The following is a 21,901-nucleotide window of genomic DNA, read 5'->3' as shown; positions in this document are numbered from 1 at the left end:
GGGTGGGGTTGGGTTTGGTGGGTTCTCTCCCGGGGTTCTTAAAAAGCATTTGATGCCGTGCGGTACCGGTCGGCCGTTTACCGGGACGGCAGAACCCGGGGGCCGGTGGGGGCGGGTTGCGGTACGAGGTTGATCTCGGCCCAGACCGTCTTGCGTGGGGGTCTGCCGGGCGTGACGCCCCAGCGGTCGGAGAGGGCCTCGACGATGACGAGGCCGCGTCCGGACTCGGCGTCGTCGCCGCGCTGTTCCGGGGGTGAGACCGGCCGGTCGCCGCGTGCGTCGGTCACCTCGATACGGAGGGTGCCGCCGACGACGTACAGCATGAGCTGGAAGTCGCGGCCCGGTACGCGGCCGTGCGTGATGGCGTTGGCCGCCAGCTCCGCCACGATGTGCTCCGCGCGGTCGGGGTCCAACGGGAGTCCCCAGATACGTACTTGCTCTGTCGTGAACCGCCGGGCCAGGCGGGCGCCTCGCGGTGTGGCGGACAGGAGCAGGCTGAAGTTGCGGACGGTTTCTTGATTCACGTCACTCAGCGTGGTCGACCGTGCGTATTCTGCGAGGGGATTGCGACTGTGCGTATCGGGACTGTCGCGCTGTTGTCCCGTTCTGTCTTGGCTGTCTTGGGTGCCGTGCGGGTACGGGTCGGCGTTGGAGGTGGGTGGGCATGAGTGGTGAGGGTGTGGACGAGGCGGGCTGGGACCTCGAACCGGGGGACGAGAGCGCGCCGTTGGTCGAGGCCGTGGGGCGGCTGGTCAGGATCTGCCGGGAGGCGGCCGGGATGCGGGTCGCCGACCTCGCTGCGGCCCTCGGGTACGGCGAGGACATGATCCGCAAGATCGAGCGCGGGGCTCGGATTCCCCGGCCGGAGTTCCTGGACCGGGCGGACGAGGTCCTGAAAGGGAGGGGGCACCTCAAGGCGTTCAGGGAGGATGTGGAGAGGGCCCGGTATCCGAAGAAGGTGCGGGAGCTGAAGAAGCTGGAGGATCGGTCGGTTGAGGTGCTGTTGTACAGCAACCACAACATCCATGGCCTGTTGCAGACACCGGAGTACGCGCGGGTGCTGTTCGAGATGACGCAGCCCGCTCTCACTCCGGAGGTGGTGGAGAGAGAAACCGTCGCGCGCATGGCTCGGAAGGCCATTTTTGAGCGGGAGCCTGCCCCGACGCTCAGTTTCGTCCAGGAGCAGGTGACGCTTGAACGCCCACTGGGTGGGGAAATGGTGCTGCGCCGACAGCTCGAACACCTGGTCTGCATCGGGCAGTTGCGGAACGTTACGCTTCAGGTCATGCCAACTCGGCGGGAGGAGCACGCTGGGACGCAGGGCCTGATCGAGGTGCTGAAGTTCGCCGACGGCACCGCGGTAGGACGTTCGGACGGAGCCTTCAACGGCCGCCCGGTCTCCAATCTCAGGGAGCTTCGTATCCTTGAACTGCGGTACGGAATGATCCGGGCTCAGGCTCTCCCGCCGAGGGAGTCTCTGGCCTTCATCGAGAGAGCGCTGGGAGAACTATGAGTGCCAAAGAACTCCGCTGGTTCAGGAGCAGCTACAGCAGTAGCGGCGAGCCTGGCGACTGCGTCGAGGTTGCGTCGGAGTGGTTCAAGAGCAGCTACAGCGACAGCAGTGACATCAACGACTGCGTCGAAATAGCCAAAGCCCCCGCCGCCATCCACGTCCGTGATTCCAAGAACGCCGCCGGCCCTCGGCTCACACTCAGCCCCGCCGCCTGGGCGTCCTTCGTGGCGCCCCTGTCGTCGGCCCGGTAGGCGGGGTCACCCCGAAGCCAGTTGCTCCGCTATCTCCGCGATCCAGCCGGAGGTCTTCGCCGGGTCGTTGAGGGTGTCGGCCCACGCGTCCGGCTCCAGCTTGTGCTTGGCGGGGCCGGATTTGAGGGCGATGAGCAGGGACCTCGCGGACTCCCGCATCTCCTCCGTCGTGTGTCCTGAGATGTCGGGGCCCGCCGCCAGGGCGTAGATCTCGCGCGCCATGGCTGCGCGTTCGCCCTTCGACACCTTCTTCCAGAACTTCAGCGCGTGCTTCAGCGACTCCTTGCGGGACGCGGCCTCCGCCGGGGTCTCGCCCTGCGGCGCCCAGCGCTCGGGGTGGTGGACCTCTTCGTAGCGCTTCGTGGCGGCGCGTAGCGCCTTGTACAGGGTGACGCTGAGGACGAGGCCGGCCCCGGCCCCGGCGAGACCCCATCCGACCGGATTGGACGCCAGCCCGGCCGTTCCCGCCGCGACCGCCGTCACGATGCCGGCCGCGGCCTTGGTGGACTCGCCCACCGCGCCGCCGACCGTCTCTTTGCCGATCTTGGTGAGCTGCTTCTTCTTCGCGTACCCCTGCACCGTGCTCAGCTTTTCCACGTCGCTTTCGGCTCGCTGGAGGCTTTCGGCGGCGTCGCGGGCTTCGCCCATCGAGTCCCAGGCGGCGTCGATGGCCTCGGAGATGAGGTCCAGCCGTCCCTGGCCCCCGTCTTCATGGGCCCAGTAGGCGTCCAGCGAGACGTAGGCCTCCGCTGCGGCCCAGTCGGCGTGCTCCCGCGACTCGGTCAGCCGGGCCAGTGACGCCGCGTGGACGAGGCGGGGATCTCCGAGCCTCTTGACCTCGTTGTACTTGCGGGCCGTCTTGCCGACGCGGAAGGCGGCCCGAGCGCCCTTGATCAGGCCGATGGAGGCGCTGGCGGCACCGCTCACCTCGGACGCCACCGCGGCGTCCGCCGCCTTCTGGACCTTGGTCGCTTCCTTGGCGATGGCGGCGCTGTAGCTTCCCGAGCTGGTGGCGCCGACCACCGCGTCGGTCCCCTTGGTCTTGGCCTTCTTCTTCGCCGTGTGGTGTTTGGCCCCGGTCTCGTGCTGCTTGGCGTCCCTCATGTTCTTGTACGCGTCCATGCCACTGACCACGGTGCCGGCGGCCTCCGTGAGGAGGTTCCCCGACGCGGCGGAGGTCCCCGAGGCGGCGGCGGAGTGCTTGACGCCCTCGTTGGCCGTGACGGCGGCCTGCTGGGTGAAGGCCGCGTTGGTGGGGGTCTGGAAGCCCTTGATGAAGGTGTCGATGGGTTCGAGGTTCTTCTTGAACCTGTCGAGGAGCGCGGCGATCCGGTCGCGGTAGTTCTTCTTCTTCGCTCCGGCGGACGCGCCGACGTTCTCCGCCGCACTGCCGCCCGCGTTGCCTCCCGCGGTGTCCCGGGCGCGCTGCACCGTCGCGGTCGTGGCCCGGTTGCCGGCGCGGGACTGCAGTTCTAAAAGGGCGCGCTCCGGCGAGCGTGCGGACGTGTTCCCGGTCCGGCTCCCTTGGCCACGCTGCTGTGCCGACGTCAGGACAGCCGCGGACTGCCGTGTCGAGGTGCGGTGGATCGGGGTGCTCATGGATGTACCTCTCCTGATACCGGCCCGGGCGGGGCGAAGGTAGCCAGACCGGGCTAACAGGAGGAGTGCGGCGGGGAAATTCCGCACGGATATTGTGCGGCGGGTGTGGTGGTGGCCCAGGCGTCGACCGAGCCGGTTCGGCGCCGTTCCTCAGCGGAGTGCGGCTCCGGGACGACGAGACCTCGTAGCCGTGCGCCGGAGCCTGCGGGCTGCGCCGCGTCACCTGGGCCGGGGCCTGCTCCAGGACCATCGGTCAGCTCACCGGGCCGGTCAGGACGGGGTTGCACCGACTGCGTCCGGGCGAGCCAGTGTTTGACCTGCGTCACCCTCGGGGTATTCTCTCCGGCTCGATTCGCCAGCTCCGCACCCCGTGTGGCAGACTGTCGGGGTTGCTCGGTTGAGTGCCGATGCTGCGCGCCTCCCGCCGGGAGGACCGGAAGCGAGTCCCACAGTACTCGTCGCCCAAACTGCCGTAAGGCAGCGCTGGGGCGGACGTACGGGAATCTTCCGGGAAGTGTCAGCGGGGTGCAGACCAGGCGCCCGGTGGGTGTTCGGCCCCCGGTCCTGCGGTCGTCTTTGGGATGGGCCGTGTCCCTGGTAGGGAAATCCGATGGTGGATATCTCTGCGGTGAGGATGCGACACACCCGACCGCGTGGGTCGGAGAGCGGGACGCGAACCCCCGGGTCGCAGAGCGGTTTTTACGAGACAAAGGACTACTGAGTAGCCATGGCGGGACAGAAGATCCGCATCCGGCTCAAGGCCTACGACCACGAGGTCATCGATTCCTCGGCGAAGAAGATCGTCGAGACGGTGACGCGCACTGGTGCGTCGGTCGCGGGCCCGGTGCCGCTGCCCACTGAGAAGAACGTGTACTGCGTCATCAAGTCGCCGCACAAGTACAAGGACTCGCGCGAGCACTTCGAGATGCGCACGCACAAGCGCCTGATCGACATTCTCGACCCGACTCCCAAGACCGTTGACTCTTTGATGCGACTCGACCTCCCGGCCGGTGTCGACATCGAGATCAAGCTCTAGGGGATGTGGTCTGAGAATGGCTAAGCAGATCAAGGGCATCCTGGGCGAGAAGCTCGGCATGACGCAGGTGTGGGACGAGAACAACCGTGTTGTTCCGGTCACCGTCGTCAAGGCCAGCCCCAATGTCGTGACCCAGGTCCGTACGAACGCTGTCGACGGCTACGAGTCGGTCCAGATCGCCTTCGGCGAGATCGACCCGCGCAAGGTGAACAAGCCCCTCAAGGGCCACTTCGCCAAGGCCGACGTCACCCCCCGTCGTCACCTCGTCGAGATCCGTACCGCTGACGCCAGCGAGTACGTCCTCGGCCAGGAGATCACCGCTGAGACCTTCGAGTCCGGCGTCAAGGTGGATGTGACCGGCACGAGCAAGGGCAAGGGCTTCGCCGGTGTCATGAAGCGTCACAACTTCCATGGCCTCGGCGCCGGACACGGCGTCCAGCGCAAGCACCGCTCTCCCGGTTCCATCGGTGGCTGTGCCACCCCCGGCCGTGTCTTCAAGGGCATGCGCATGGCGGGTCGCATGGGTCATGAGCGGGTCACCACCCAGAACCTGACCGTCCACGCCGTTGACGCGGAGAAGGGACTGCTCCTCATCAAGGGAGCCATCCCCGGTCCGAACGGCGGCCTCGTCCTGGTCCGCACCGCGGCCAAGGGGGCCTGAGGTAACGATGAGCACTGTTGACATCATTTCGCCGGCAGGCGACAAGACCGGGACGGTCGAGCTCCCCGCGGAGATCTTCGACGTCGAGAAGATCAGCATCCCGCTGCTTCACCAGGTCGTAGTCGCCCAGCTGGCCGCTGCCCGCCAGGGCACGCACAAGACCAAGACGCGCGCCGAGGTTCGTGGTGGCGGTAGGAAGCCCTACCGTCAGAAGGGCACCGGCCGTGCGCGCCAGGGCTCGACCCGCGCCCCGCAGTTCGTCGGCGGTGGCGTCGTCCACGGCCCGCAGCCGCGTGACTACTCACAGCGGACCCCGAAGAAGATGAAGGCCGCGGCCCTGCGCCACGCCCTCACCGACCGGGCCCGCAACGCTCGTATCCACGTCGTCTCCGGCGTGATCGAGGGCGACACCCCGAACACCAAGGCCGCGAAGGTCCTGATCGCCAAGATCTCGGAGCGCAAGAACGTGCTCCTGGTCATCGATCGTGCCGACGAGGCCGCGCTGCTCTCCGCGCGCAACCTGCCCCAGGTCCACATCCTGGAGCCGGGCCAGCTGAACACGTACGACGTTCTCGTCTCGGACGACGTGGTCTTCACCCAGGCCGCTTTCGAGTCCTTCGTGTCTGGCCCCCAGGCCGCTGACACCGAAGGGAGCGAAGCCTGATGGCTACGCGTCACCCGAGCATTGCCCCCAAGGCGGCCAAGGTCGCCAAGGCCGCGCGCGTCGCCAAGGCGAAGCGCCACGAGGCCGAGGGCAAGAACACCGTTGAGACGCCGATCAGCAAGAGCTTCACGGACCCCCGTGACGTCCTCATCAAGCCGGTCGTCTCCGAGAAGAGCTACGCGCTGCTCGACGAGGGCAAGTACACCTTCGTCGTAGCGCCGGGCGCCAACAAGACCCAGATCAAGCAGGCCGTTCAGGCGGTCTTCTCGGTCAAGGTCACCGGGGTCAACACGATCAACCGCCAGGGAAAGCGCAAGCGGACCAAGAGCGGCTTCGGCAAGCGTGCTGACACCAAGCGCGCCATCGTGACCCTCGCTGAGGGCGACCGTATCGACATCTTCGGCCAGGCCTCCTAACGGAGCGCCCTGGTCCGAATATCGGACGAGGACTGAGAAATGGGAATCCGCAAGTACAAGCCGACTACGCCGGGCCGCCGTGGCTCCAGCGTCGCCGACTTCGTCGAGGTCACGCGGTCCACGCCGGAGAAGTCGCTGGTTCGCCCGCTGCACAGCAAGGGCGGCCGTAACAATTCCGGTCGTGTGACCGTTCGCCACCAGGGTGGTGGACACAAGCGCGCCTACCGTGTCATCGACTTCCGTCGCCATGACAAGGACGGCGTGCCGGCGAAGGTCGCGCACATCGAGTACGACCCCAACCGCACCGCGCGCATCGCGCTGCTTCACTACGCGGACGGCGAGAAGCGCTACATCCTCGCCCCCCGCAACCTGTCGCAGGGCGACCGCGTCGAGAACGGTCCCGGGGCCGACATCAAGCCGGGCAACAACCTGGCGCTCCGCAACATCCCGGTCGGTACCACGATCCACGCGATCGAGCTCCGTCCCGGTGGCGGTGCCAAGTTCGCCCGCTCCGCCGGTGCCTCCGTGCAGCTGCTCGCGAAGGAGGGCCAGATGGCCCACCTGCGCATGCCGTCCGGAGAGATCCGCCTGGTCGACGTGCGCTGCCGCGCCACCGTCGGCGAGGTCGGCAACGCCGAGCAGTCGAACATCAACTGGGGCAAGGCCGGCCGCAAGCGCTGGCTGGGCGTCCGCCCGACCGTTCGCGGTGTGGCGATGAACCCGGTTGACCACCCGCACGGTGGTGGTGAAGGCAAGACCTCCGGTGGACGTCACCCGGTCTCGCCGTGGGGTCAGAAGGAGGGTCGTACTCGTTCGCCGAAGAAGGCATCGAACAAGTACATCGTCCGCCGCCGCAAGACGAACAAGAAGCGCTAGGAGCGGGTTTAGATGCCGCGCAGTCTCAAGAAGGGGCCCTTCGTCGACGACCACCTCATCAAGAAGGTGGACGTACAGAACGAAGCCGGTTCCAAGAACGTCATCAAGACCTGGTCCCGTCGCTCGATGATCATCCCGGCCATGCTCGGCCACACGATCGCGGTGCACAACGGCAAGACCCACATTCCGGTGTTTGTCACCGAGTCGATGGTCGGCCACAAGCTCGGCGAGTTCTCGCCGACGCGCACCTTCCGGGGTCACGTCAAGGACGACCGGAAGTCGAAGCGCCGCTAACGCGGGGTGGAATGACCATGACAGACACTGGAAGGACAACCATGGAAGCCAGGGCCCAGGCGCGGTACATCCGCGTCACGCCCATGAAGGCCCGCCGTGTGGTGGACCTTATCCGTGGCATGGATGCCACGGAGGCTCAGGCGGTCCTGCGTTTCGCCCCGCAGGCCGCGAGCGTGCCCGTCGGCAAGGTGCTTGACAGCGCCATTGCCAACGCCGCACACAACTACGACCACCCCGACGCCGACAGCCTCGTCATCTCCGAGGCGTATGTCGACGAGGGTCCGACCCTGAAGCGGTTCCGTCCGCGCGCCCAGGGCCGCGCCTACCGGATCCGTAAGCGGACCAGCCACATCACCGTGGTCGTCAGCAGCAAGGAAGGAACCCGGTAATGGGCCAGAAGGTTAACCCGCATGGGTTCCGGCTCGGCATCACCACGGACTTCAAGTCCCGTTGGTACGCCGACAAGCTGTACAAGGACTACGTCAAGGAAGACGTCGCCATCCGTCGGATGATGACGTCCGGCATGGAGCGCGCCGGCATCTCGAAGGTGGAGATCGAGCGCACCCGTGACCGCGTCCGTGTGGACATCCACACCGCGCGCCCGGGCATCGTCATCGGCCGCCGTGGCGCCGAGGCCGACCGCATCCGCGGTGACCTGGAGAAGCTGACCGGCAAGCAGGTCCAGCTGAACATCCTTGAGGTCAAGAGCCCGGAGACGGACGCTCAGCTGGTGGCCCAGGCCGTCGCCGAGCAGCTGTCCTCCCGCGTCTCCTTCCGTCGCGCCATGCGTAAGAGCATGCAGGGCACGATGAAGGCCGGCGCCAAGGGCATCAAGATCCAGTGTGGTGGCCGTCTCGGCGGCGCCGAGATGTCCCGCTCGGAGTTCTACCGCGAGGGCCGTGTGCCCCTGCACACGCTCCGCGCGAACGTCGACTACGGCTTCTTCGAGGCCAAGACGACCTTCGGCCGTATCGGTGTGAAGGTCTGGATCTACAAGGGCGATGTCAAGAACATCGCCGAGGTCCGCGCCGAGAACGCCGCGGCCCGTGCGGGTAACCGCCCGGCCCGTGGTGGAGCCGGTGGCGGCGCCGACCGCCCGGCACGTGGCGGTCGTGGTGGCGAGCGTGGCGGCCGTGGCCGCAAGCCGCAGCAGCAGTCCGCGCCGGCAGCCGAGGCCCCCAAGGCCGACGCTCCCGCCGCCGCTGCCGCTCCGGCCGAGAGCACCGGAACGGAGGCCTGACCGAAATGCTGATCCCTCGTAGGGTCAAGCACCGCAAGCAGCACCACCCGAAGCGCCGCGGTCAGGCCAAGGGCGGTACGCAGGTTTCGTTCGGCGAGTACGGCATTCAGGCCCTCACGCCGGCGTACGTCACGAACCGCCAGATCGAGGCGGCTCGTATCGCGATGACCCGCCACATCAAGCGTGGCGGCAAGGTCTGGATCAACATCTACCCGGACCGCCCGCTGACCAAGAAGCCCGCCGAGACCCGCATGGGTTCCGGTAAGGGATCCCCCGAGTGGTGGATCGCGAACGTGCACCCGGGTCGGGTCATGTTCGAGCTGTCCTATCCCAACGAGAAGATCGCCCGTGAGGCCCTCACTCGCGCAGCGCACAAGCTGCCGATGAAGTGCCGGATCGTCAAGCGCGAGGCAGGTGAAGCGTGATGTCGGCCGGTACCAAGGCGTCCGAGCTGCGCGAACTGGGTGACGAGGAGCTTCTCGCGAAGCTTCGCGAAGCCAAGGAAGAGCTGTTCAACCTCCGCTTCCAGGCGGCGACCGGTCAGCTCGAAAACCACGGGCGGCTCAAGGCCGTCCGTAAGGACATCGCGCGGATCTACACCCTGATGCGTGAGCGCGAGCTGGGCATCGAGACGGTGGAGAGCGCCTGATGAGCGAGAACAACGTGACCGAAGAGACCAAGACGAGCCGCGGCTTCCGCAAGACCCGTGAGGGTCTGGTCGTCAGCGACAAGATGGACAAGACCGTCGTCGTCGCTGTCGAGGACCGCGTGAAGCACGCGCTGTACGGCAAGGTCATCCGCCGTACGAACAAGCTCAAGGCTCATGACGAGCAGAACGCCGCCGGCGTCGGCGACCGGGTTGTCATCATGGAGACCCGTCCGCTGTCTGCGACGAAGCGCTGGCGCATCGTCGAGATCCTCGAAAAGGCCAAGTAGTAAGTACCTGAGGGGTTTCCCGCAGGTTGGTTCCGCCAGGCTCGGCAGGGGTTTCCGTGAAGGAGCCCCTGCCGGGAACCGGCAGACAATCAGGAGATAGACGTGATCCAGCAGGAGTCGCGACTGCGTGTCGCCGACAACACTGGTGCGAAGGAAATCCTTTGCATCCGTGTGCTCGGTGGCTCCGGTCGCCGCTACGCGGGCATCGGCGACGTCATCGTCGCCACCGTCAAGGACGCGATCCCCGGCGGCAATGTGAAGAAGGGTGACGTCATCAAGGCGGTCATCGTTCGCACCGTCAAGGAGCGTCGTCGTCCCGACGGCTCGTACATCCGCTTCGACGAGAACGCCGCCGTCATTCTGAAGAACGACGGCGACCCTCGTGGCACCCGTATCTTCGGCCCTGTCGGCCGTGAGCTGCGCGAGAAGAAGTTCATGAAGATCATCTCGCTCGCGCCGGAGGTGCTGTAAGCATGAAGATCAAGAAGGGCGACCTGGTTCAGGTCATCACCGGTAAGGACAAGGGCAAGCAGGGCAAGGTCATTGCCGCTTACCCGCGCGACGAGCGCGTCCTGGTCGAGGGTGTCAACCGGGTCAAGAAGCACACGAAGGCCGGTCCTACCGCTAGCGGTTCGCAGGCCGGTGGCATTGTCACGACCGAGGCGCCCGTCCACGTCTCCAACGTCCAGCTGGTCGTTGAGAAGGACGGCAACAAGGTCGTCACGCGCGTCGGTTTCCGCTTCGACGACGAGGGCAACAAGATCCGCGTTGCCAAGCGGACGGGTGAGGACATCTGATGGCTACCACCACCATTCCGCGTCTCAAGACGAAGTACCGCGAGGAGATCGCGGGCAAGCTGCAGGAAGAGTTCTCCTACGAGAACGTCATGCAGACCCCGGGTCTCGTCAAGATCGTGGTCAACATGGGTGTGGGCGACGCCGCCCGCGACTCCAAGCTGATCGAGGGCGCCATCCGCGACCTCACCACGATCACCGGTCAGAAGCCGGCCGTCACCAAGGCCCGCAAGTCCATCGCGCAGTTCAAGCTGCGTGAGGGACAGCCGATCGGTTGCCACGTCACACTTCGTGGCGACCGCATGTGGGAGTTCCTGGACCGCACCCTGTCGCTGGCGCTTCCGCGCATCCGCGACTTCCGCGGTCTGTCTCCCAAGCAGTTCGACGGTCGTGGCAACTACACCTTCGGTCTCACCGAGCAGGTCATGTTCCACGAGATCGACCAGGACAAGATCGACCGCGTCCGGGGTATGGACATCACCGTGGTCACCACGGCGACCAACGACGCCGAAGGCCGTGCCCTTCTCCGTCACCTCGGCTTCCCCTTCAAGGAGGCGTAAGCGAGATGGCGAAGAAGGCTCTGATTGCCAAGGCTGCTCGTAAGCCCAAGTTCGGTGTGCGTGGCTACACCCGTTGCCAGCGCTGCGGCCGCCCGCACTCCGTGTACCGCAAGTTCGGTCTCTGCCGCGTGTGCCTTCGTGAGATGGCTCACCGTGGAGAGCTCCCGGGCGTGACCAAGAGCTCCTGGTAGTCCCTCAGTTGGGACGACCCGGACGCTCTCGGTAAGCAGTGGGTTGGCAGAGGCCCTCTCCTCCATGGCTTAGGCTAGGAGGGTTGGGCGTCTGCCGCCCGAACGCAGGTGGGTACAGCCCACTAGTTAACGCTTACTACGCCGTAGGTCCCCGCACCGCACCCGTCCCGCCACTGAGTGGGGAGAGGGATGGCGCATACAGGAAACCCCGGCGAGAGAGGCCGAAGGCCAATTCATGACCATGACTGATCCCATCGCAGACATGCTTACTCGTCTGCGTAACGCGAACTCGGCGTACCACGACGATGTCGCGATGCCCCACAGCAAGATCAAGTCGCACATCGCGGAGATCCTCCAGCAGGAGGGCTTCATCACCGGCTGGAAGGTCGAGGACGCCGAAGTCGGCAAGAAGCTCGTCCTTGAGCTGAAGTTCGGTCCGAACCGCGAGCGCTCCATTGCGGGCATCAAGCGGATCTCGAAGCCGGGTCTGCGTGTGTACGCGAAGTCCACCTCCCTGCCCAAGGTGCTGGGTGGCCTCGGCGTGGCGATCATCTCCACGTCGCACGGTCTCCTCACCGGACAGCAGGCCGGCAAGAAGGGCGTAGGCGGAGAAGTTCTCGCCTACGTCTGGTAGCGGAAGGGAACGGAGGAAACAGCTATGTCGCGTATTGGCAAGCTCCCCATCACGGTTCCCGCCGGCGTGGACGTCACCATCGATGGCCGTACGGTTCAGGTGAAGGGCCCCAAGGGCGCCCTCTCCCACACCGTCGCGGCGCCGATCGAGGTCGCTAAGGGCGAGGACGGCATTCTCAATGTCACCCGCCCGAACGACGAGCGTCAGAACAAGGCCCTCCATGGCCTGTCCCGCACGCTGGTGGCGAACATGATCACCGGCGTGACCACGGGTTACGTGAAGAAGCTCGAAATCAGCGGTGTCGGTTACCGCGTCCTGGCGAAGGGTTCCAACCTGGAATTCTCGCTCGGCTACAGCCACTCGATCACGGTCGAGGCGCCCGAGGGCATCTCGTTCAAGGTCGAGAACCCGACACACTTCTCGGTCGAGGGAATCGACAAGCAGAAGGTCGGCGAGGTTGCGGCCAACATTCGCAAGCTGCGGAAGCCCGACCCGTACAAGGCCAAGGGCGTCAAGTACGAGGGCGAAGTCGTCCGGCGCAAGGTCGGAAAGGCGGGTAAGTAAGCCATGGCATACGGTGTCAAGATTGCTAAGGGCGACGCTTACAAGCGTGCTGCCATCAAGCGACGTCACATCCGCATCCGGAAGCACATCTCCGGTACGGCTGAGCGGCCTCGCCTGGTCGTGACGCGCTCGAACCGCCACATCGTGGCCCAGGTGATCGACGACGTCAAGGGTCACACCCTGGCGTCGGCGTCCACCCTGGACACGTCCATCCGCGGCGGCGAGAACGACAAGTCCGAGCAGGCCAAGTCGGTCGGCGCCCTGGTCGCCGAGCGTGCCAAGGCCGCCGGTGTCGAGGCTGTCGTATTCGACCGTGGTGGAAACCAGTACGCCGGGCGCATTGCCGCTCTGGCGGACGCCGCCCGCGAAGCCGGACTCAAGTTCTGAGTCCTGGTTCCGTAGCTAGCGGAAACAGAGAGAGGTAATTCCAATGGCTGGACCCCAGCGCCGCGGAAGCGGTGCCGGTGGCGGCGAGCGGCGGGACCGGAAGGGCCGTGACGGCGGCGCAGCTGCCGAGAAGACCGCGTACGTCGAGCGTGTCGTCGCGATCAACCGCGTTGCCAAGGTCGTGAAGGGTGGTCGTCGCTTCAGCTTCACTGCGCTCGTCGTAGTGGGCGATGGTGACGGCACCGTCGGTGTCGGTTACGGCAAGGCCAAGGAGGTGCCGGCCGCGATCGCCAAGGGTGTTGAAGAGGCCAAGAAGCACTTCTTCAAGGTCCCCCGTATCCAGGGCACCATCCCGCACCCGATCACGGGCGAGAAGGCCGCGGGCGTCGTCCTGCTCAAGCCTGCTTCCCCCGGTACCGGCGTTATCGCCGGTGGCCCGGTGCGTGCTGTCCTGGAGTGCGCCGGCGTTCACGACATCCTGTCGAAGTCGCTCGGCTCTTCCAACGCGATCAACATCGTGCACGCGACCGTGGCGGCCCTCAAGGGCCTGCAGCGTCCCGAGGAGATCGCGGCCCGCCGCGGTCTGCCCCTTGAGGACGTCGCCCCCGCGGCTCTCCTGCGTGCACGTGCGGGAGCGGGTGCGTAATCATGGCTCAGCTCAAGATCACGCAGAAGAAGTCGTTCATCGGCAGCAAGCAGAACCACCGTGACACCCTTCGTTCGCTTGGTCTCAAGCGGATCAACGATGTGGTCGTCAAGGAGGACCGCCCCGAGTTCCGCGGAATGGTTCACACCGTCCGCCACCTCGTGACGGTTGAGGAGGTCGACTGATCATGGCGGAGAACAACCCGCTCAAGATCCACAACCTCCGTCCCGCCCCGGGCGCCAAGACCGCGAAGACGCGAGTCGGTCGTGGTGAAGCGTCCAAGGGTAAGACGGCCGGTCGTGGTACCAAGGGCACGAAGGCCCGTTACCAGGTTCCGGCGCGTTTCGAGGGTGGCCAGATGCCCCTCCACATGCGCCTTCCGAAGCTCAAGGGCTTCCGGAACCCGTTCAAGACCGAGTACCAGGTCGTGAACCTCGACAAGCTGGCGTCGCTGTACCCGGAGGGTGGCGAGGTCACCGTCGAGGGGCTCGTCGCCAACGGTGCGGTTCGCAAGAACAGCCTCGTCAAGGTCCTCGGCCAGGGCGAGATCTCCGTGGCACTGCAGGTGACGGTCGACGCCGTCTCCGGCTCCGCCAAGGAGAAGATCACCGCCGCCGGCGGTACCGTCACCGAGCTGATCTGATCACTTCAGGCGACTCGATGACTTGAGCGATCCCGACCGGGGGTGCCCCACAAAAGGGGCATCCCCGGTTGGTCGTTCCTAGGGGAGCGGTGTCGCCGGTAAGGTGGCCTGCGCTGCTAATTTTCGCCCGGTGTGCCGTCAGGGAACTCCAGGTGGCTTCTGACTGTTAGTTAGCTGTCCGTTACTTATTCGTCGAACCTCAAGACCGTCACCTCTGGCGCACTTGCGCGGGGGTCGCAGGAGGCACCGTGCTCACCGCGTTCGCCCGGGCGTTCAAGACGCCCGACCTGCGCAAGAAGCTGCTCTTCACGCTCGGCATCATCGTGGTTTATCGGGTGGGTACGCACGTCCCGATCCCCGGTGTCGACTACAAGAATGTCCAGACCTGTATCGACAACGCGAGCCAGAACCAGGGCCTGTTCGGTCTGGTCAACATGTTCAGCGGTGGCGCTCTGCTGCAGATCACGATTTTCGCCCTGGGCATCATGCCGTACATCACGGCGAGCATCATTCTGCAGCTGCTGACCGTGGTGATCCCGCGCCTGGAAGCCCTCAAGAAGGAGGGCCAGGCAGGTACGGCGAAGATCACGCAGTACACGCGTTATCTGACGGTCGCGCTGGCCATCCTGCAGGGCACCGGCCTGGTGGCCACCGCCCGCAGCGGCGCGCTCTTCACCAGCTGCCCGGTCGCCAACCAGATCGTGCCGGACCAGTCGATCTTCGTCACCATCACGATGGTCATCACCATGACCGCCGGTACGGCCGTCGTCATGTGGCTCGGTGAGCTCATCACCGACCGCGGCATCGGCAACGGCATGTCGATCCTCATGTTCATCTCGATCGCCGCCACGTTCCCGTCGGCGCTGTGGGCCATCAAGCAGCAGGGCAACCTGGCGGACGGCTGGATCGAGTTCGGCACGGTCATCGCGGTCGGCCTCGTCATGGTCGGCCTGGTGGTCTTCGTCGAGCAGGCCCAGCGCCGTATCCCGGTCCAGTACGCGAAACGGATGATCGGCCGGAGGTCCTACGGCGGCACGTCCACGTACATTCCGCTGAAGGTCAACCAGGCCGGCATCATCCCTGTGATCTTTGCCTCGTCGCTGCTCTACATTCCGGCGCTGGTGGCTCAGTTCGCAGGTGGGACCTCGGGGTGGAAGACCTGGATCGAACAGAACCTCACCAAGGGCGACCACCCGATTTACATCGCCACCTACTTCCTGCTGATCGTGTTCTTCGCCTTCTTCTACGTGGCCATCTCCTTCAACCCCGAAGAAGTCGCGGACAACATGAAGAAGTATGGTGGCTTCATCCCGGGCATCCGGGCCGGCCGGCCGACCGCTGAGTACCTGGGATACGTACTCAACCGGATCACGTGGCCGGGTTCGCTGTATCTGGGCCTGATCGCTCTCGTGCCGACGATGGCGTTGGTTGGTTTCGGGGCAAACCAGAACTTCCCGTTCGGTGGCACCAGCATCCTGATCATCGTGGGTGTCGGTCTGGAGACGGTGAAGCAGATCGAGAGCCAGCTCCAGCAGCGCAATTACGAAGGGTTCCTCCGCTGATGCGAATCGTCCTCGTCGGGCCGCCCGGGGCGGGCAAGGGAACGCAGGCCGCGTTCCTCGCCAAGAACCTGCTGATCCCGCACATCTCCACGGGCGACCTCTTCCGTGCGAACATCAGCCAGCAGACCGAACTGGGCAAACTGGCGAAGTCGTACATGGACGAGGGCAACCTCGTGCCGGACGAGGTCACCATCGCGATGGCCAAGGACCGCATGGAGCAGCCGGACGCCGCGAACGGCTTCCTGCTCGACGGCTTCCCGCGGAACGTCTCGCAGGCCGAGGCGCTGGACCAGGCGCTGAAGGCCGACGGTGTGGAGCTGGACGGGGTCCTCGACCTGGAGGTCCCCGAGGACGAGGTCGTCAAGCGCATCGCCGGCCGCCGCGTCTGCCGCAACGAGTCGAGTCACGTCTTCCACGTGACGTACAGCCCGCCGAAGAAGGAAGGCGTCTGTGACGTCTGCGGCGGCGAGCTGTACCAGCGTGACGACGACACCGAGGAGACCGTCCGCAAGCGCCTGGACGTCTACCACACCCAGACCGAGCCGATCATCGACTACTACGGGGCCCAGGGCCTCGTGGTGACGATCTCGGCGCTCGGCAAGGTGGACGAGGTCACCAAGCGCGCGATGGACGCCCTCAAGGGGCAGGCCGAGGGCAAGGACCAGCGCGACGAGGACAAGAACGACAGCCGGGGCGACGGCGACAAGTAGTCGTCCCGACCGGTTCGGCCGCGGTGCCCTCCATGGGTGCCGCGGCCGTACTGTTGTGTACGTAAACCAGTAGGCAGAGAAGACGGAGAGCGCGGGCCCCCATGGTGCAGATCAAGACCCCCGAGCAGATCGCCAAGATGCGTGAGGCGGGCCTGGTCGTCGCCGCCGTCCACCGCGCGACGCGGGAAGCCGCGGTACCAGGTGCCACGACCCGGGATCTCGACCAGGTCGCCCGCAAGGTGCTCGACGAGCACGGCGCGAAGTCGAACTTCCTGGGCTACGGAGGCTTCCCCGCCACGATCTGCACCTCGGTGAACGAGGTCGTCGTCCATGGCATCCCGACCGACGACGTCGTCCTTAAGGACGGCGACATCATCTCGATCGACGCCGGCGCGATCATCGACGGCTGGCACGGGGACGCGGCGTTCACGGCCTTCGTGGGATCCGGTCATGCTCCCGAGCTCCTTGAGCTGTCCCGGGTGACCGAGGAGTCGATGTGGGCCGGGATCGCGGCGATGAAGCTGGGGAACCGGCTCGTCGACGTCTCCCGGGCCATCGAGACGTACATCCGGCGTCAGCCGAAGCCCGGTGGCGGCAAGTACGGGATCGTCGAGGACTACGGCGGCCATGGCATCGGTACCGAGATGCACATGGATCCGCATCTGCTGAACTACGTCGAGCGGCGGCGGGGCAAGGGGCCGAAGCTGGTGGCCGGGTTCTGCCTCGCCATCGAGCCGATGGTTTCGCTGGGGACGCCTCGGACGGAGGTGCTGTCCGACGACTGGACCGTCATCACGACGGACGGGACGTGGTCCTCGCACTGGGAGCACTCTGTCGCTCTGACGGAGGAGGGGCCGCTCGTGCTCACGTCTCCCGACGGGGGTGCGGCGAAGTTGGCCGAGTACGGGATCACCGCGGCGCCTGATCCTTTGGCGTAGGGCGCCCTCCGGGGTGGGGTCGCCCTCCGGGCAGGGGTCGCCCTCCGAGGAGGGTGTTCGCGTGTGGGTGCGGGTGCGGGTGCGGATGCGGGTCGGTGGGGGCTTGTCGCGCTGTTCCCCGCGCCCCAAGGCGAAAGATTGCGCCGTTCCGCGCGCCCCTGAAGGCAAAGGTTTGCGCCGTTCCCCGCGTCCCTAAAGGCGCATGACTGCGCCGTTCCCCGCGCCCCTTGAGGGGCGGTCTCTGCTTAGGGATCTTGAACGTGGGGCAGACTTTCTCGATTCGTCTTTCCGGGGGCCCTGACGTAGACTGACTCGTCGGCTCTCGTGCATCCGCATGTCTGCATGTGGTAAGCACGGAGTCGATCAAGGTAGTCGATTCGAAGGGCGAAGCGTGGCCAAGAAGCAAGGTGCCATCGAGATCGAGGGCACTGTCGTCGAGTCTCTTCCGAACGCCATGTTCAAGGTTGAGCTCCAGAACGGCCACCAGGTTCTGGCACACATCAGCGGCAAGATGCGTATGCACTACATCCGCATCCTCCCTGACGACAGGGTCGTGGTGGAGTTGTCTCCGTACGACCTGACGCGTGGCCGGATCGTCTACCGGTACAAGTAGATCTTGCCTGTGCCCCGCTTCCGCGGGGTGGTGGCACTGACCCGGAGAACCTCACCAATGAAGGTCAAGCCGAGCGTCAAGAAGATCTGCGACAAGTGCAGGGTGATCCGCCGTCACGGCCGGGTCATGGTCATCTGCGAAAACCCGCGCCACAAGCAGCGCCAGGGCTGACGCACGACCGCACCTTCTGCACCCGCAGAACTTCGCGCGACGCAGGAACATGTTCATACGCAGAGCCCGGATCGACTGTTCGCAGTGATCCGACACCCCCGGTCGGAGGCCGGGGACCCGATCCGTACCGAATCTTCGAGGTATGCACCGAAGAAGAGGACGGCGGGCGGGAGGCGGCCCTGTGGAAGACCTCCGAACGACAACTGGAGCCATTGAATGGCACGCGTTTCCGGTGTTGACATCCCGCGCGAAAAGCGCGTGGAGGTTGCCCTCACCTACGTGTTCGGCATCGGCCGGACCCTCTCGCAGAAGACGCTGGCTGACACCGGCGTCAACCCCGACACCCGCGTCCGTGACCTCTCCGAGGAGGAGCTGGTCCGGATCCGCGAGTACGTGGACGGCCACTTCAAGACCGAGGGTGACCTCCGCCGTGAGGTTCAGGCCGACATCCGCCGCAAGGTGGAGATCGGCTGCTACCAGGGCCTGCGCCACCGTCGTGGCCTGCCTGTCCATGGTCAGCGCACCAGCACGAACGCTCGTACCCGCAAGGGCCCGCGTCGCGCCATCGCCGGCAAGAAGAAGCCGGGCAAGAAGTAGTCCTCAGCGGACAACGCTTCATCAGCGGTCTTCGCTATAGGACCGACCACCTCCCCGTAGGAGTTATAGATGCCCCCCAAGGGTCGTCAGGGCGCTGCCAAGAAGGTGCGCCGCAAGGAAAAGAAGAACGTCGCTCATGGGCACGCCCACATCAAGAGCACGTTCAACAACACCATCGTCTCGATCACGGACCCCTCGGGCAACGTGATCTCCTGGGCCTCCGCCGGCCACGTCGGCTTCAAGGGCTCGCGCAAGTCCACCCCCTTCGCCGCGCAGATGGCCGCTGAGTCGGCCGCCCGTCGCGCGCAGGAGCACGGCATGCGCAAGGTCGATGTCTTCGTGAAGGGTCCGGGTTCCGGTCGCGAGACCGCCATCCGTTCGCTGCAGGCGACCGGCCTTGAGGTCGGCTCGATCCAGGACGTGACGCCCACGCCGCACAACGGCTGCCGTCCGCCCAAGCGCCGTCGCGTCTGACGCACGGTTGTCTTAGTTTTTCCTGGGTTCGGGCGGTACGGCTCTTCGGGGGCGTGCCGCCCGTACCCTTGCAGTACCAGTGGGGCATCAAATAGTGGGTGCCCATGACTGAAGGATCGCAACATGCTTATTGCTCAGCGCCCGTCGCTGACCGAAGAGGTCGTCGACGAATTCCGCTCCCGGTTCGTGATCGAGCCGCTGGAGCCGGGCTTCGGCTACACCCTCGGCAACTCCCTCCGTCGTACGCTCCTCTCCTCGATCCCCGGAGCCGCTGTCACCAGCATCCGGATCGACGGCGTCCTGCACGAGTTCACCACCGTGCCGGGTGTCAAGGAGGACGTCACCGACCTGATCCTCAACATCAAGCAGCTGGTCGTCTCCAGTGAGCACGACGAGCCCGTCGTGATGTACCTGCGCAAGCAGGGCCCGGGTCTGGTCACCGCCGCCGACATCGCGCCCCCGGCCGGTGTCGAGGTGCACAACCCCGACCTCGTCCTCGCCACGCTCAACGGCAAGGGCAAGCTGGAGATGGAGCTGACCGTCGAGCGCGGTCGCGGTTACGTCTCCGCCGTGCAGAACAAGCAGGTCGGTCAGGAGATCGGGCGCATCCCGGTCGACTCGATCTACTCGCCGGTTCTCAAGGTCACGTACAAGGTCGAGGCGACTCGTGTCGAGCAGCGCACCGACTTCGACAAGCTGATCGTCGACGTCGAGACCAAGCAGGCCATGCGTCCCCGTGACGCCATGGCGTCGGCCGGTAAGACCCTGGTCGAGCTGTTCGGTCTGGCGCGCGAGCTCAACATCGACGCCGAGGGCATCGACATGGGCCCGTCCCCGACGGACGCCGCCCTCGCCGCTGATCTCGCCCTGCCGATCGAGGAGCTTGAGCTCACCGTTCGGTCGTACAACTGCCTCAAGCGTGAGGGCATCCACTCCGTGGGTGAGCTCGTGGCTCGGTCCGAGGCCGACCTGCTGGACATCCGCAACTTCGGTGCGAAGTCCATTGACGAGGTCAAGGCGAAGCTGGCCGGCATGGGTCTCGCGCTCAAGGACTCGCCTCCCGGGTTCGACCCCACCGCCGCCGCGGACGCGTTCGGCGCGGACGACGACGTGGATGCGGGCTTCGTCGAGACCGAGCAGTACTAGGAACTCGGGCCTGACGGTCCGTTTTCGGTGCGGGTCCGCTGTGGCTGGTCGCGCCCACGCGACGGAGTCGCATATCGACAACGCCCCGCACCCCTTCCGGGAGGGCCTCTTAGAGGCCTCCCGGATCTTCGACAGGCGATCGCCTGCTCGAACACTGACCTCGGTACCTGATACGGCCGGGGCAGACACCTAGGAGAAACACCATGCCGAAGCCTGCCAAGGGTGCCCGTCTGGGCGGCAGTGCCGCGCACGAGAAGCTGCTCCTCGCGAACCTCGCGAAGTCGCTCTTCGAGCACGGCAAGATCACGACCACCGAGGCGAAGGCCCGCCGTCTGCGGCCGTACGCCGAGCGTCTGGTCACCAAGGCGAAGAAGGGCGACCTTCACAACCGCCGTCAGGTGCTGTCGGTCATCACGGACAAGAGCATCGTGCACACGCTCTTCACCGAGATCGGCCCGCGCTACGAGAACCGCCCGGGTGGCTACACCCGTATCACCAAGATCGGTAACCGTCGTGGCGACAACGCGCCCATGGCTGTCATCGAGCTGGTGGAGGCCCTGACCGTGGCCCAGCAGGCCACCGGTGAGGCCGAGGCGGCGACGAAGCGCTCCGCGAAGGACGCCGAGGTCGAGACCAAGACCGAGGACACCAAGACTGAGGACGCCAAGACCGAGGAGACTCAGGTCGAGGACGCCAAGGTCGACGTGACCAAGGGTGACGAGGCTGCCGAGGAGCCCAAGGACGCGTAAGCGTCTGCGGGGACTGTTCGTTGGCGGGTGCGGCGTCGTCGTGGCGGTCGCGCCCACGCGGCGGAGTCGCATGTCGATACAGCCCCGCGCCCCTTCGGGGGCTTGCTTGAGTGGGTCCGTTCCTTTCAGGAGCGGGCCCGCTTTCGTGTTCCTGAGAGGATCTCTAGGTGAGTGACGAAGTAGCGCCCGGCCATGTCCGTATCCGGATGGATGTCTCGTACGACGGCAGCGAGTTCTCCGGGTGGGCCAAGCAGGCCGGCGGACGCAGGACCGTGCAGGGGGAGATCGAGGACGCGCTGCGGACCGTCACGCGGTCGGGCGGGACGAACTACGAGCTGACCGTGGCCGGGCGGACCGATGCCGGCGTGCATGCCCGGGGGCAGGTGACGCATGTCGATCTGCCCGAGGAGCTGTGGGCCGAGCACGAGGAGAAGCTGCTCAAGCGCATGGCCGGGCGGCTGCCGAAGGACGTGCGGGTGTGGGCCGTTGCCGAGGCGCCGAGCGGATTCAACGCCCGGTTCTCGGCGATGTGGCGGCGGTACGCGTATCGCGTCACCGACAACCCGGGCGGGGTCGACCCCCTGCTGCGCAGCCATGTGCTGTGGCACGACTGGCCGCTCGACGTCGATGCCATGAACGAGGCCGCCCAAGGGCTCCTCGGCGAGTACGACTTCGCCGCCTACTGCAAGAAGCGGGAGGGTGCGACGACCATCCGTACCCTCCAGGAGCTGCGGCTGGAGCGGGGGAGCGACGGGGTGATCACCGCCACCGTGCGGGCCGACGCCTTCTGCCACAACATGGTGCGGTCGCTGATCGGGGCGCTGCTGTTCGTGGGGGACGGGCACCGGGGGGCCGACTGGCCGGCGAAGGTGCTGGCCGCGGGGGTGCGGGACTCCGCCGTGCATGTGGTGCGACCGCACGGGCTGACCCTGGAGGAGGTCGGCTACCCGGCGGACGAGTTGCTCGCCGCGCGGAACAAGGAGGCGCGGAACCGGCGGGTGCTGCCGGGCGGCCCGGGAGGGTGTTGCTGAGCGGG

35 protein-coding genes are annotated in these 21,901 nt (G+C 66.0%); 33 read left to right on the top strand and 2 right to left on the bottom strand.

Going from position 1 to position 21,901, the window contains the following annotated elements; translation table 11 throughout:
- Positions 1-77: 77 nt before the first annotated feature.
- Positions 78-524, bottom strand: coding sequence for an ATP-binding protein (locus ACIOKD_RS16350; protein WP_402083772.1), 447 nt, complete (start codon positions 522-524; stop codon positions 78-80).
- A 140-nt stretch (positions 525-664) separates the two neighbouring features.
- On the opposite strand from ACIOKD_RS16350, the gene ACIOKD_RS16345 reads away from it, so the two are divergent.
- The gene (locus tag ACIOKD_RS16345; protein ID WP_402083769.1) at positions 665-1,513 is read left to right on the top strand and encodes a Scr1 family TA system antitoxin-like transcriptional regulator; all 849 of its coding nucleotides are present in this window, start codon (positions 665-667) and stop codon (positions 1,511-1,513) included.
- Positions 1,510-1,764, top strand: a complete 255-nt coding sequence (locus ACIOKD_RS16340) for a DUF397 domain-containing protein (protein ID WP_402083767.1) — start codon at positions 1,510-1,512, stop codon at positions 1,762-1,764. Before ACIOKD_RS16345 ends, ACIOKD_RS16340 begins: the two co-directional genes overlap by 4 nt.
- Before the next feature lie 6 nt (positions 1,765-1,770).
- On the opposite strand, the gene ACIOKD_RS16335 is transcribed toward ACIOKD_RS16340, so the two are convergent.
- Positions 1,771-3,363: a hypothetical protein gene (locus tag ACIOKD_RS16335; RefSeq protein ID WP_402083764.1), complete on the bottom strand. Its 1,593-nt coding sequence runs from the start codon at positions 3,361-3,363 to the stop codon at positions 1,771-1,773.
- A gap of 727 nt (positions 3,364-4,090) precedes the next feature.
- On the opposite strand from ACIOKD_RS16335, the gene rpsJ reads away from it, so the two are divergent.
- From rpsJ to truA, 31 genes are all read left to right on the top strand, one after another.
- Positions 4,091-4,399, top strand: a complete 309-nt coding sequence (rpsJ, locus tag ACIOKD_RS16330; RefSeq protein ID WP_003948644.1) for a 30S ribosomal protein S10 — start codon at positions 4,091-4,093, stop codon at positions 4,397-4,399.
- Between the two features lie 16 nt (positions 4,400-4,415).
- Positions 4,416-5,060: a 50S ribosomal protein L3 gene (gene rplC, locus ACIOKD_RS16325; RefSeq protein ID WP_402083762.1), complete on the top strand. Its 645-nt coding sequence runs from the start codon at positions 4,416-4,418 to the stop codon at positions 5,058-5,060.
- A 7-nt stretch (positions 5,061-5,067) separates the two neighbouring features.
- Positions 5,068-5,724, top strand: coding sequence for a 50S ribosomal protein L4 (rplD, locus tag ACIOKD_RS16320; RefSeq protein ID WP_398291482.1), 657 nt, complete (start codon positions 5,068-5,070; stop codon positions 5,722-5,724).
- Positions 5,724-6,140, top strand: a complete 417-nt coding sequence (rplW, locus tag ACIOKD_RS16315) for a 50S ribosomal protein L23 (protein WP_402083759.1) — start codon at positions 5,724-5,726, stop codon at positions 6,138-6,140. Before rplD ends, rplW begins: the two co-directional genes overlap by 1 nt.
- A 39-nt stretch (positions 6,141-6,179) precedes the next feature.
- The gene (gene rplB / locus ACIOKD_RS16310; protein WP_055614926.1) at positions 6,180-7,016 is read left to right on the top strand and encodes a 50S ribosomal protein L2; all 837 of its coding nucleotides are present in this window, start codon (positions 6,180-6,182) and stop codon (positions 7,014-7,016) included.
- Between the two features lie 12 nt (positions 7,017-7,028).
- A complete protein-coding gene (gene rpsS, locus ACIOKD_RS16305) occupies positions 7,029-7,310 on the top strand; it encodes a 30S ribosomal protein S19 (RefSeq protein WP_006376029.1) in 282 nt (93 codons plus the stop codon).
- A gap of 41 nt (positions 7,311-7,351) precedes the next feature.
- A complete protein-coding gene (rplV, locus tag ACIOKD_RS16300; RefSeq protein ID WP_402084330.1) occupies positions 7,352-7,699 on the top strand; it encodes a 50S ribosomal protein L22 in 348 nt (115 codons plus the stop codon).
- Positions 7,699-8,550 (top strand): 30S ribosomal protein S3, encoded by an 852-nt coding sequence (rpsC, locus tag ACIOKD_RS16295; protein ID WP_398291484.1) that lies wholly within the window; start codon positions 7,699-7,701, stop codon positions 8,548-8,550. Before rplV ends, rpsC begins: the two co-directional genes overlap by 1 nt.
- Before the next feature lie 5 nt (positions 8,551-8,555).
- On the top strand, positions 8,556-8,975 hold the full coding sequence (rplP, locus tag ACIOKD_RS16290) for a 50S ribosomal protein L16 (protein ID WP_010986348.1): 420 nt from the start codon (positions 8,556-8,558) through the stop codon (positions 8,973-8,975).
- The gene (gene rpmC, locus ACIOKD_RS16285) at positions 8,975-9,199 is read left to right on the top strand and encodes a 50S ribosomal protein L29 (RefSeq protein ID WP_003998824.1); all 225 of its coding nucleotides are present in this window, start codon (positions 8,975-8,977) and stop codon (positions 9,197-9,199) included. The genes rplP and rpmC overlap by 1 nt, the downstream gene beginning before the upstream one ends.
- Positions 9,199-9,486, top strand: coding sequence for a 30S ribosomal protein S17 (rpsQ, locus tag ACIOKD_RS16280; RefSeq protein ID WP_107022197.1), 288 nt, complete (start codon positions 9,199-9,201; stop codon positions 9,484-9,486). Before rpmC ends, rpsQ begins: the two co-directional genes overlap by 1 nt.
- Before the next feature lie 102 nt (positions 9,487-9,588).
- A complete protein-coding gene (gene rplN, locus ACIOKD_RS16275; protein WP_003992364.1) occupies positions 9,589-9,957 on the top strand; it encodes a 50S ribosomal protein L14 in 369 nt (122 codons plus the stop codon).
- 2 nt (positions 9,958-9,959) lie between these two features.
- Positions 9,960-10,283: a 50S ribosomal protein L24 gene (gene rplX / locus ACIOKD_RS16270; RefSeq protein ID WP_190084421.1), complete on the top strand. Its 324-nt coding sequence runs from the start codon at positions 9,960-9,962 to the stop codon at positions 10,281-10,283.
- A complete protein-coding gene (rplE, locus tag ACIOKD_RS16265) occupies positions 10,283-10,840 on the top strand; it encodes a 50S ribosomal protein L5 (protein ID WP_398291487.1) in 558 nt (185 codons plus the stop codon). The genes rplX and rplE overlap by 1 nt, the downstream gene beginning before the upstream one ends.
- Positions 10,841-10,845: 5 nt before the next feature.
- A complete protein-coding gene (locus ACIOKD_RS16260; RefSeq protein WP_003948630.1) occupies positions 10,846-11,031 on the top strand; it encodes a type Z 30S ribosomal protein S14 in 186 nt (61 codons plus the stop codon).
- 235 nt (positions 11,032-11,266) lie between these two features.
- Positions 11,267-11,665 (top strand): 30S ribosomal protein S8, encoded by a 399-nt coding sequence (gene rpsH / locus ACIOKD_RS16255; protein ID WP_081218894.1) that lies wholly within the window; start codon positions 11,267-11,269, stop codon positions 11,663-11,665.
- A 24-nt stretch (positions 11,666-11,689) separates the two neighbouring features.
- Complete coding sequence (gene rplF, locus ACIOKD_RS16250; protein ID WP_055513607.1) at positions 11,690-12,229, top strand: 50S ribosomal protein L6; 540 nt, start codon at positions 11,690-11,692, stop codon at positions 12,227-12,229.
- Positions 12,230-12,232: 3 nt separating this feature from the next.
- Positions 12,233-12,616, top strand: a complete 384-nt coding sequence (gene rplR / locus ACIOKD_RS16245; RefSeq protein ID WP_189776125.1) for a 50S ribosomal protein L18 — start codon at positions 12,233-12,235, stop codon at positions 12,614-12,616.
- 43 nt (positions 12,617-12,659) lie between these two features.
- Complete coding sequence (gene rpsE, locus ACIOKD_RS16240) at positions 12,660-13,262, top strand: 30S ribosomal protein S5 (RefSeq protein WP_055513610.1); 603 nt, start codon at positions 12,660-12,662, stop codon at positions 13,260-13,262.
- Between the two features lie 2 nt (positions 13,263-13,264).
- Entirely contained in the window at positions 13,265-13,447 is a 183-nt protein-coding gene (gene rpmD, locus ACIOKD_RS16235; protein WP_107022202.1) for a 50S ribosomal protein L30, read from the top strand.
- Positions 13,448-13,449: 2 nt separating this feature from the next.
- Positions 13,450-13,905, top strand: coding sequence for a 50S ribosomal protein L15 (rplO, locus tag ACIOKD_RS16230; protein WP_402083748.1), 456 nt, complete (start codon positions 13,450-13,452; stop codon positions 13,903-13,905).
- A gap of 248 nt (positions 13,906-14,153) precedes the next feature.
- A complete protein-coding gene (gene secY / locus ACIOKD_RS16225) occupies positions 14,154-15,467 on the top strand; it encodes a preprotein translocase subunit SecY (RefSeq protein ID WP_398291491.1) in 1,314 nt (437 codons plus the stop codon).
- Positions 15,467-16,177 (top strand): adenylate kinase, encoded by a 711-nt coding sequence (locus ACIOKD_RS16220; protein WP_402083745.1) that lies wholly within the window; start codon positions 15,467-15,469, stop codon positions 16,175-16,177. Before secY ends, ACIOKD_RS16220 begins: the two co-directional genes overlap by 1 nt.
- Positions 16,178-16,278: 101 nt before the next feature.
- Positions 16,279-17,115 (top strand): type I methionyl aminopeptidase, encoded by an 837-nt coding sequence (gene map / locus ACIOKD_RS16215; RefSeq protein ID WP_402083742.1) that lies wholly within the window; start codon positions 16,279-16,281, stop codon positions 17,113-17,115.
- Between the two features lie 391 nt (positions 17,116-17,506).
- Complete coding sequence (gene infA, locus ACIOKD_RS16210) at positions 17,507-17,728, top strand: translation initiation factor IF-1 (protein ID WP_003948620.1); 222 nt, start codon at positions 17,507-17,509, stop codon at positions 17,726-17,728.
- Between the two features lie 57 nt (positions 17,729-17,785).
- Positions 17,786-17,899: a 50S ribosomal protein L36 gene (gene rpmJ / locus ACIOKD_RS16205; protein WP_003998809.1), complete on the top strand. Its 114-nt coding sequence runs from the start codon at positions 17,786-17,788 to the stop codon at positions 17,897-17,899.
- Between the two features lie 216 nt (positions 17,900-18,115).
- Entirely contained in the window at positions 18,116-18,496 is a 381-nt protein-coding gene (rpsM, locus tag ACIOKD_RS16200; RefSeq protein WP_402083739.1) for a 30S ribosomal protein S13, read from the top strand.
- A 69-nt stretch (positions 18,497-18,565) separates the two neighbouring features.
- The gene (rpsK, locus tag ACIOKD_RS16195; protein WP_003956432.1) at positions 18,566-18,970 is read left to right on the top strand and encodes a 30S ribosomal protein S11; all 405 of its coding nucleotides are present in this window, start codon (positions 18,566-18,568) and stop codon (positions 18,968-18,970) included.
- Between the two features lie 123 nt (positions 18,971-19,093).
- A complete protein-coding gene (locus ACIOKD_RS16190; protein WP_019055532.1) occupies positions 19,094-20,116 on the top strand; it encodes a DNA-directed RNA polymerase subunit alpha in 1,023 nt (340 codons plus the stop codon).
- A 203-nt stretch (positions 20,117-20,319) separates the two neighbouring features.
- The gene (rplQ, locus tag ACIOKD_RS16185) at positions 20,320-20,865 is read left to right on the top strand and encodes a 50S ribosomal protein L17 (RefSeq protein ID WP_402083737.1); all 546 of its coding nucleotides are present in this window, start codon (positions 20,320-20,322) and stop codon (positions 20,863-20,865) included.
- Between the two features lie 167 nt (positions 20,866-21,032).
- Positions 21,033-21,896, top strand: a complete 864-nt coding sequence (truA, locus tag ACIOKD_RS16180; protein ID WP_402083734.1) for a tRNA pseudouridine(38-40) synthase TruA — start codon at positions 21,033-21,035, stop codon at positions 21,894-21,896.
- Positions 21,897-21,901 lie beyond the last annotated feature (5 nt).

Source organism: Streptomyces sp. NPDC087844 (assembly GCF_044742785.1).
Taxonomy (GTDB): Bacteria; Actinomycetota; Actinomycetes; order Streptomycetales; family Streptomycetaceae; genus Streptomyces.
Note: the sequence above shows the minus strand (reverse complement) of the source record. Positions and strands in the feature narration are given on the sequence as shown.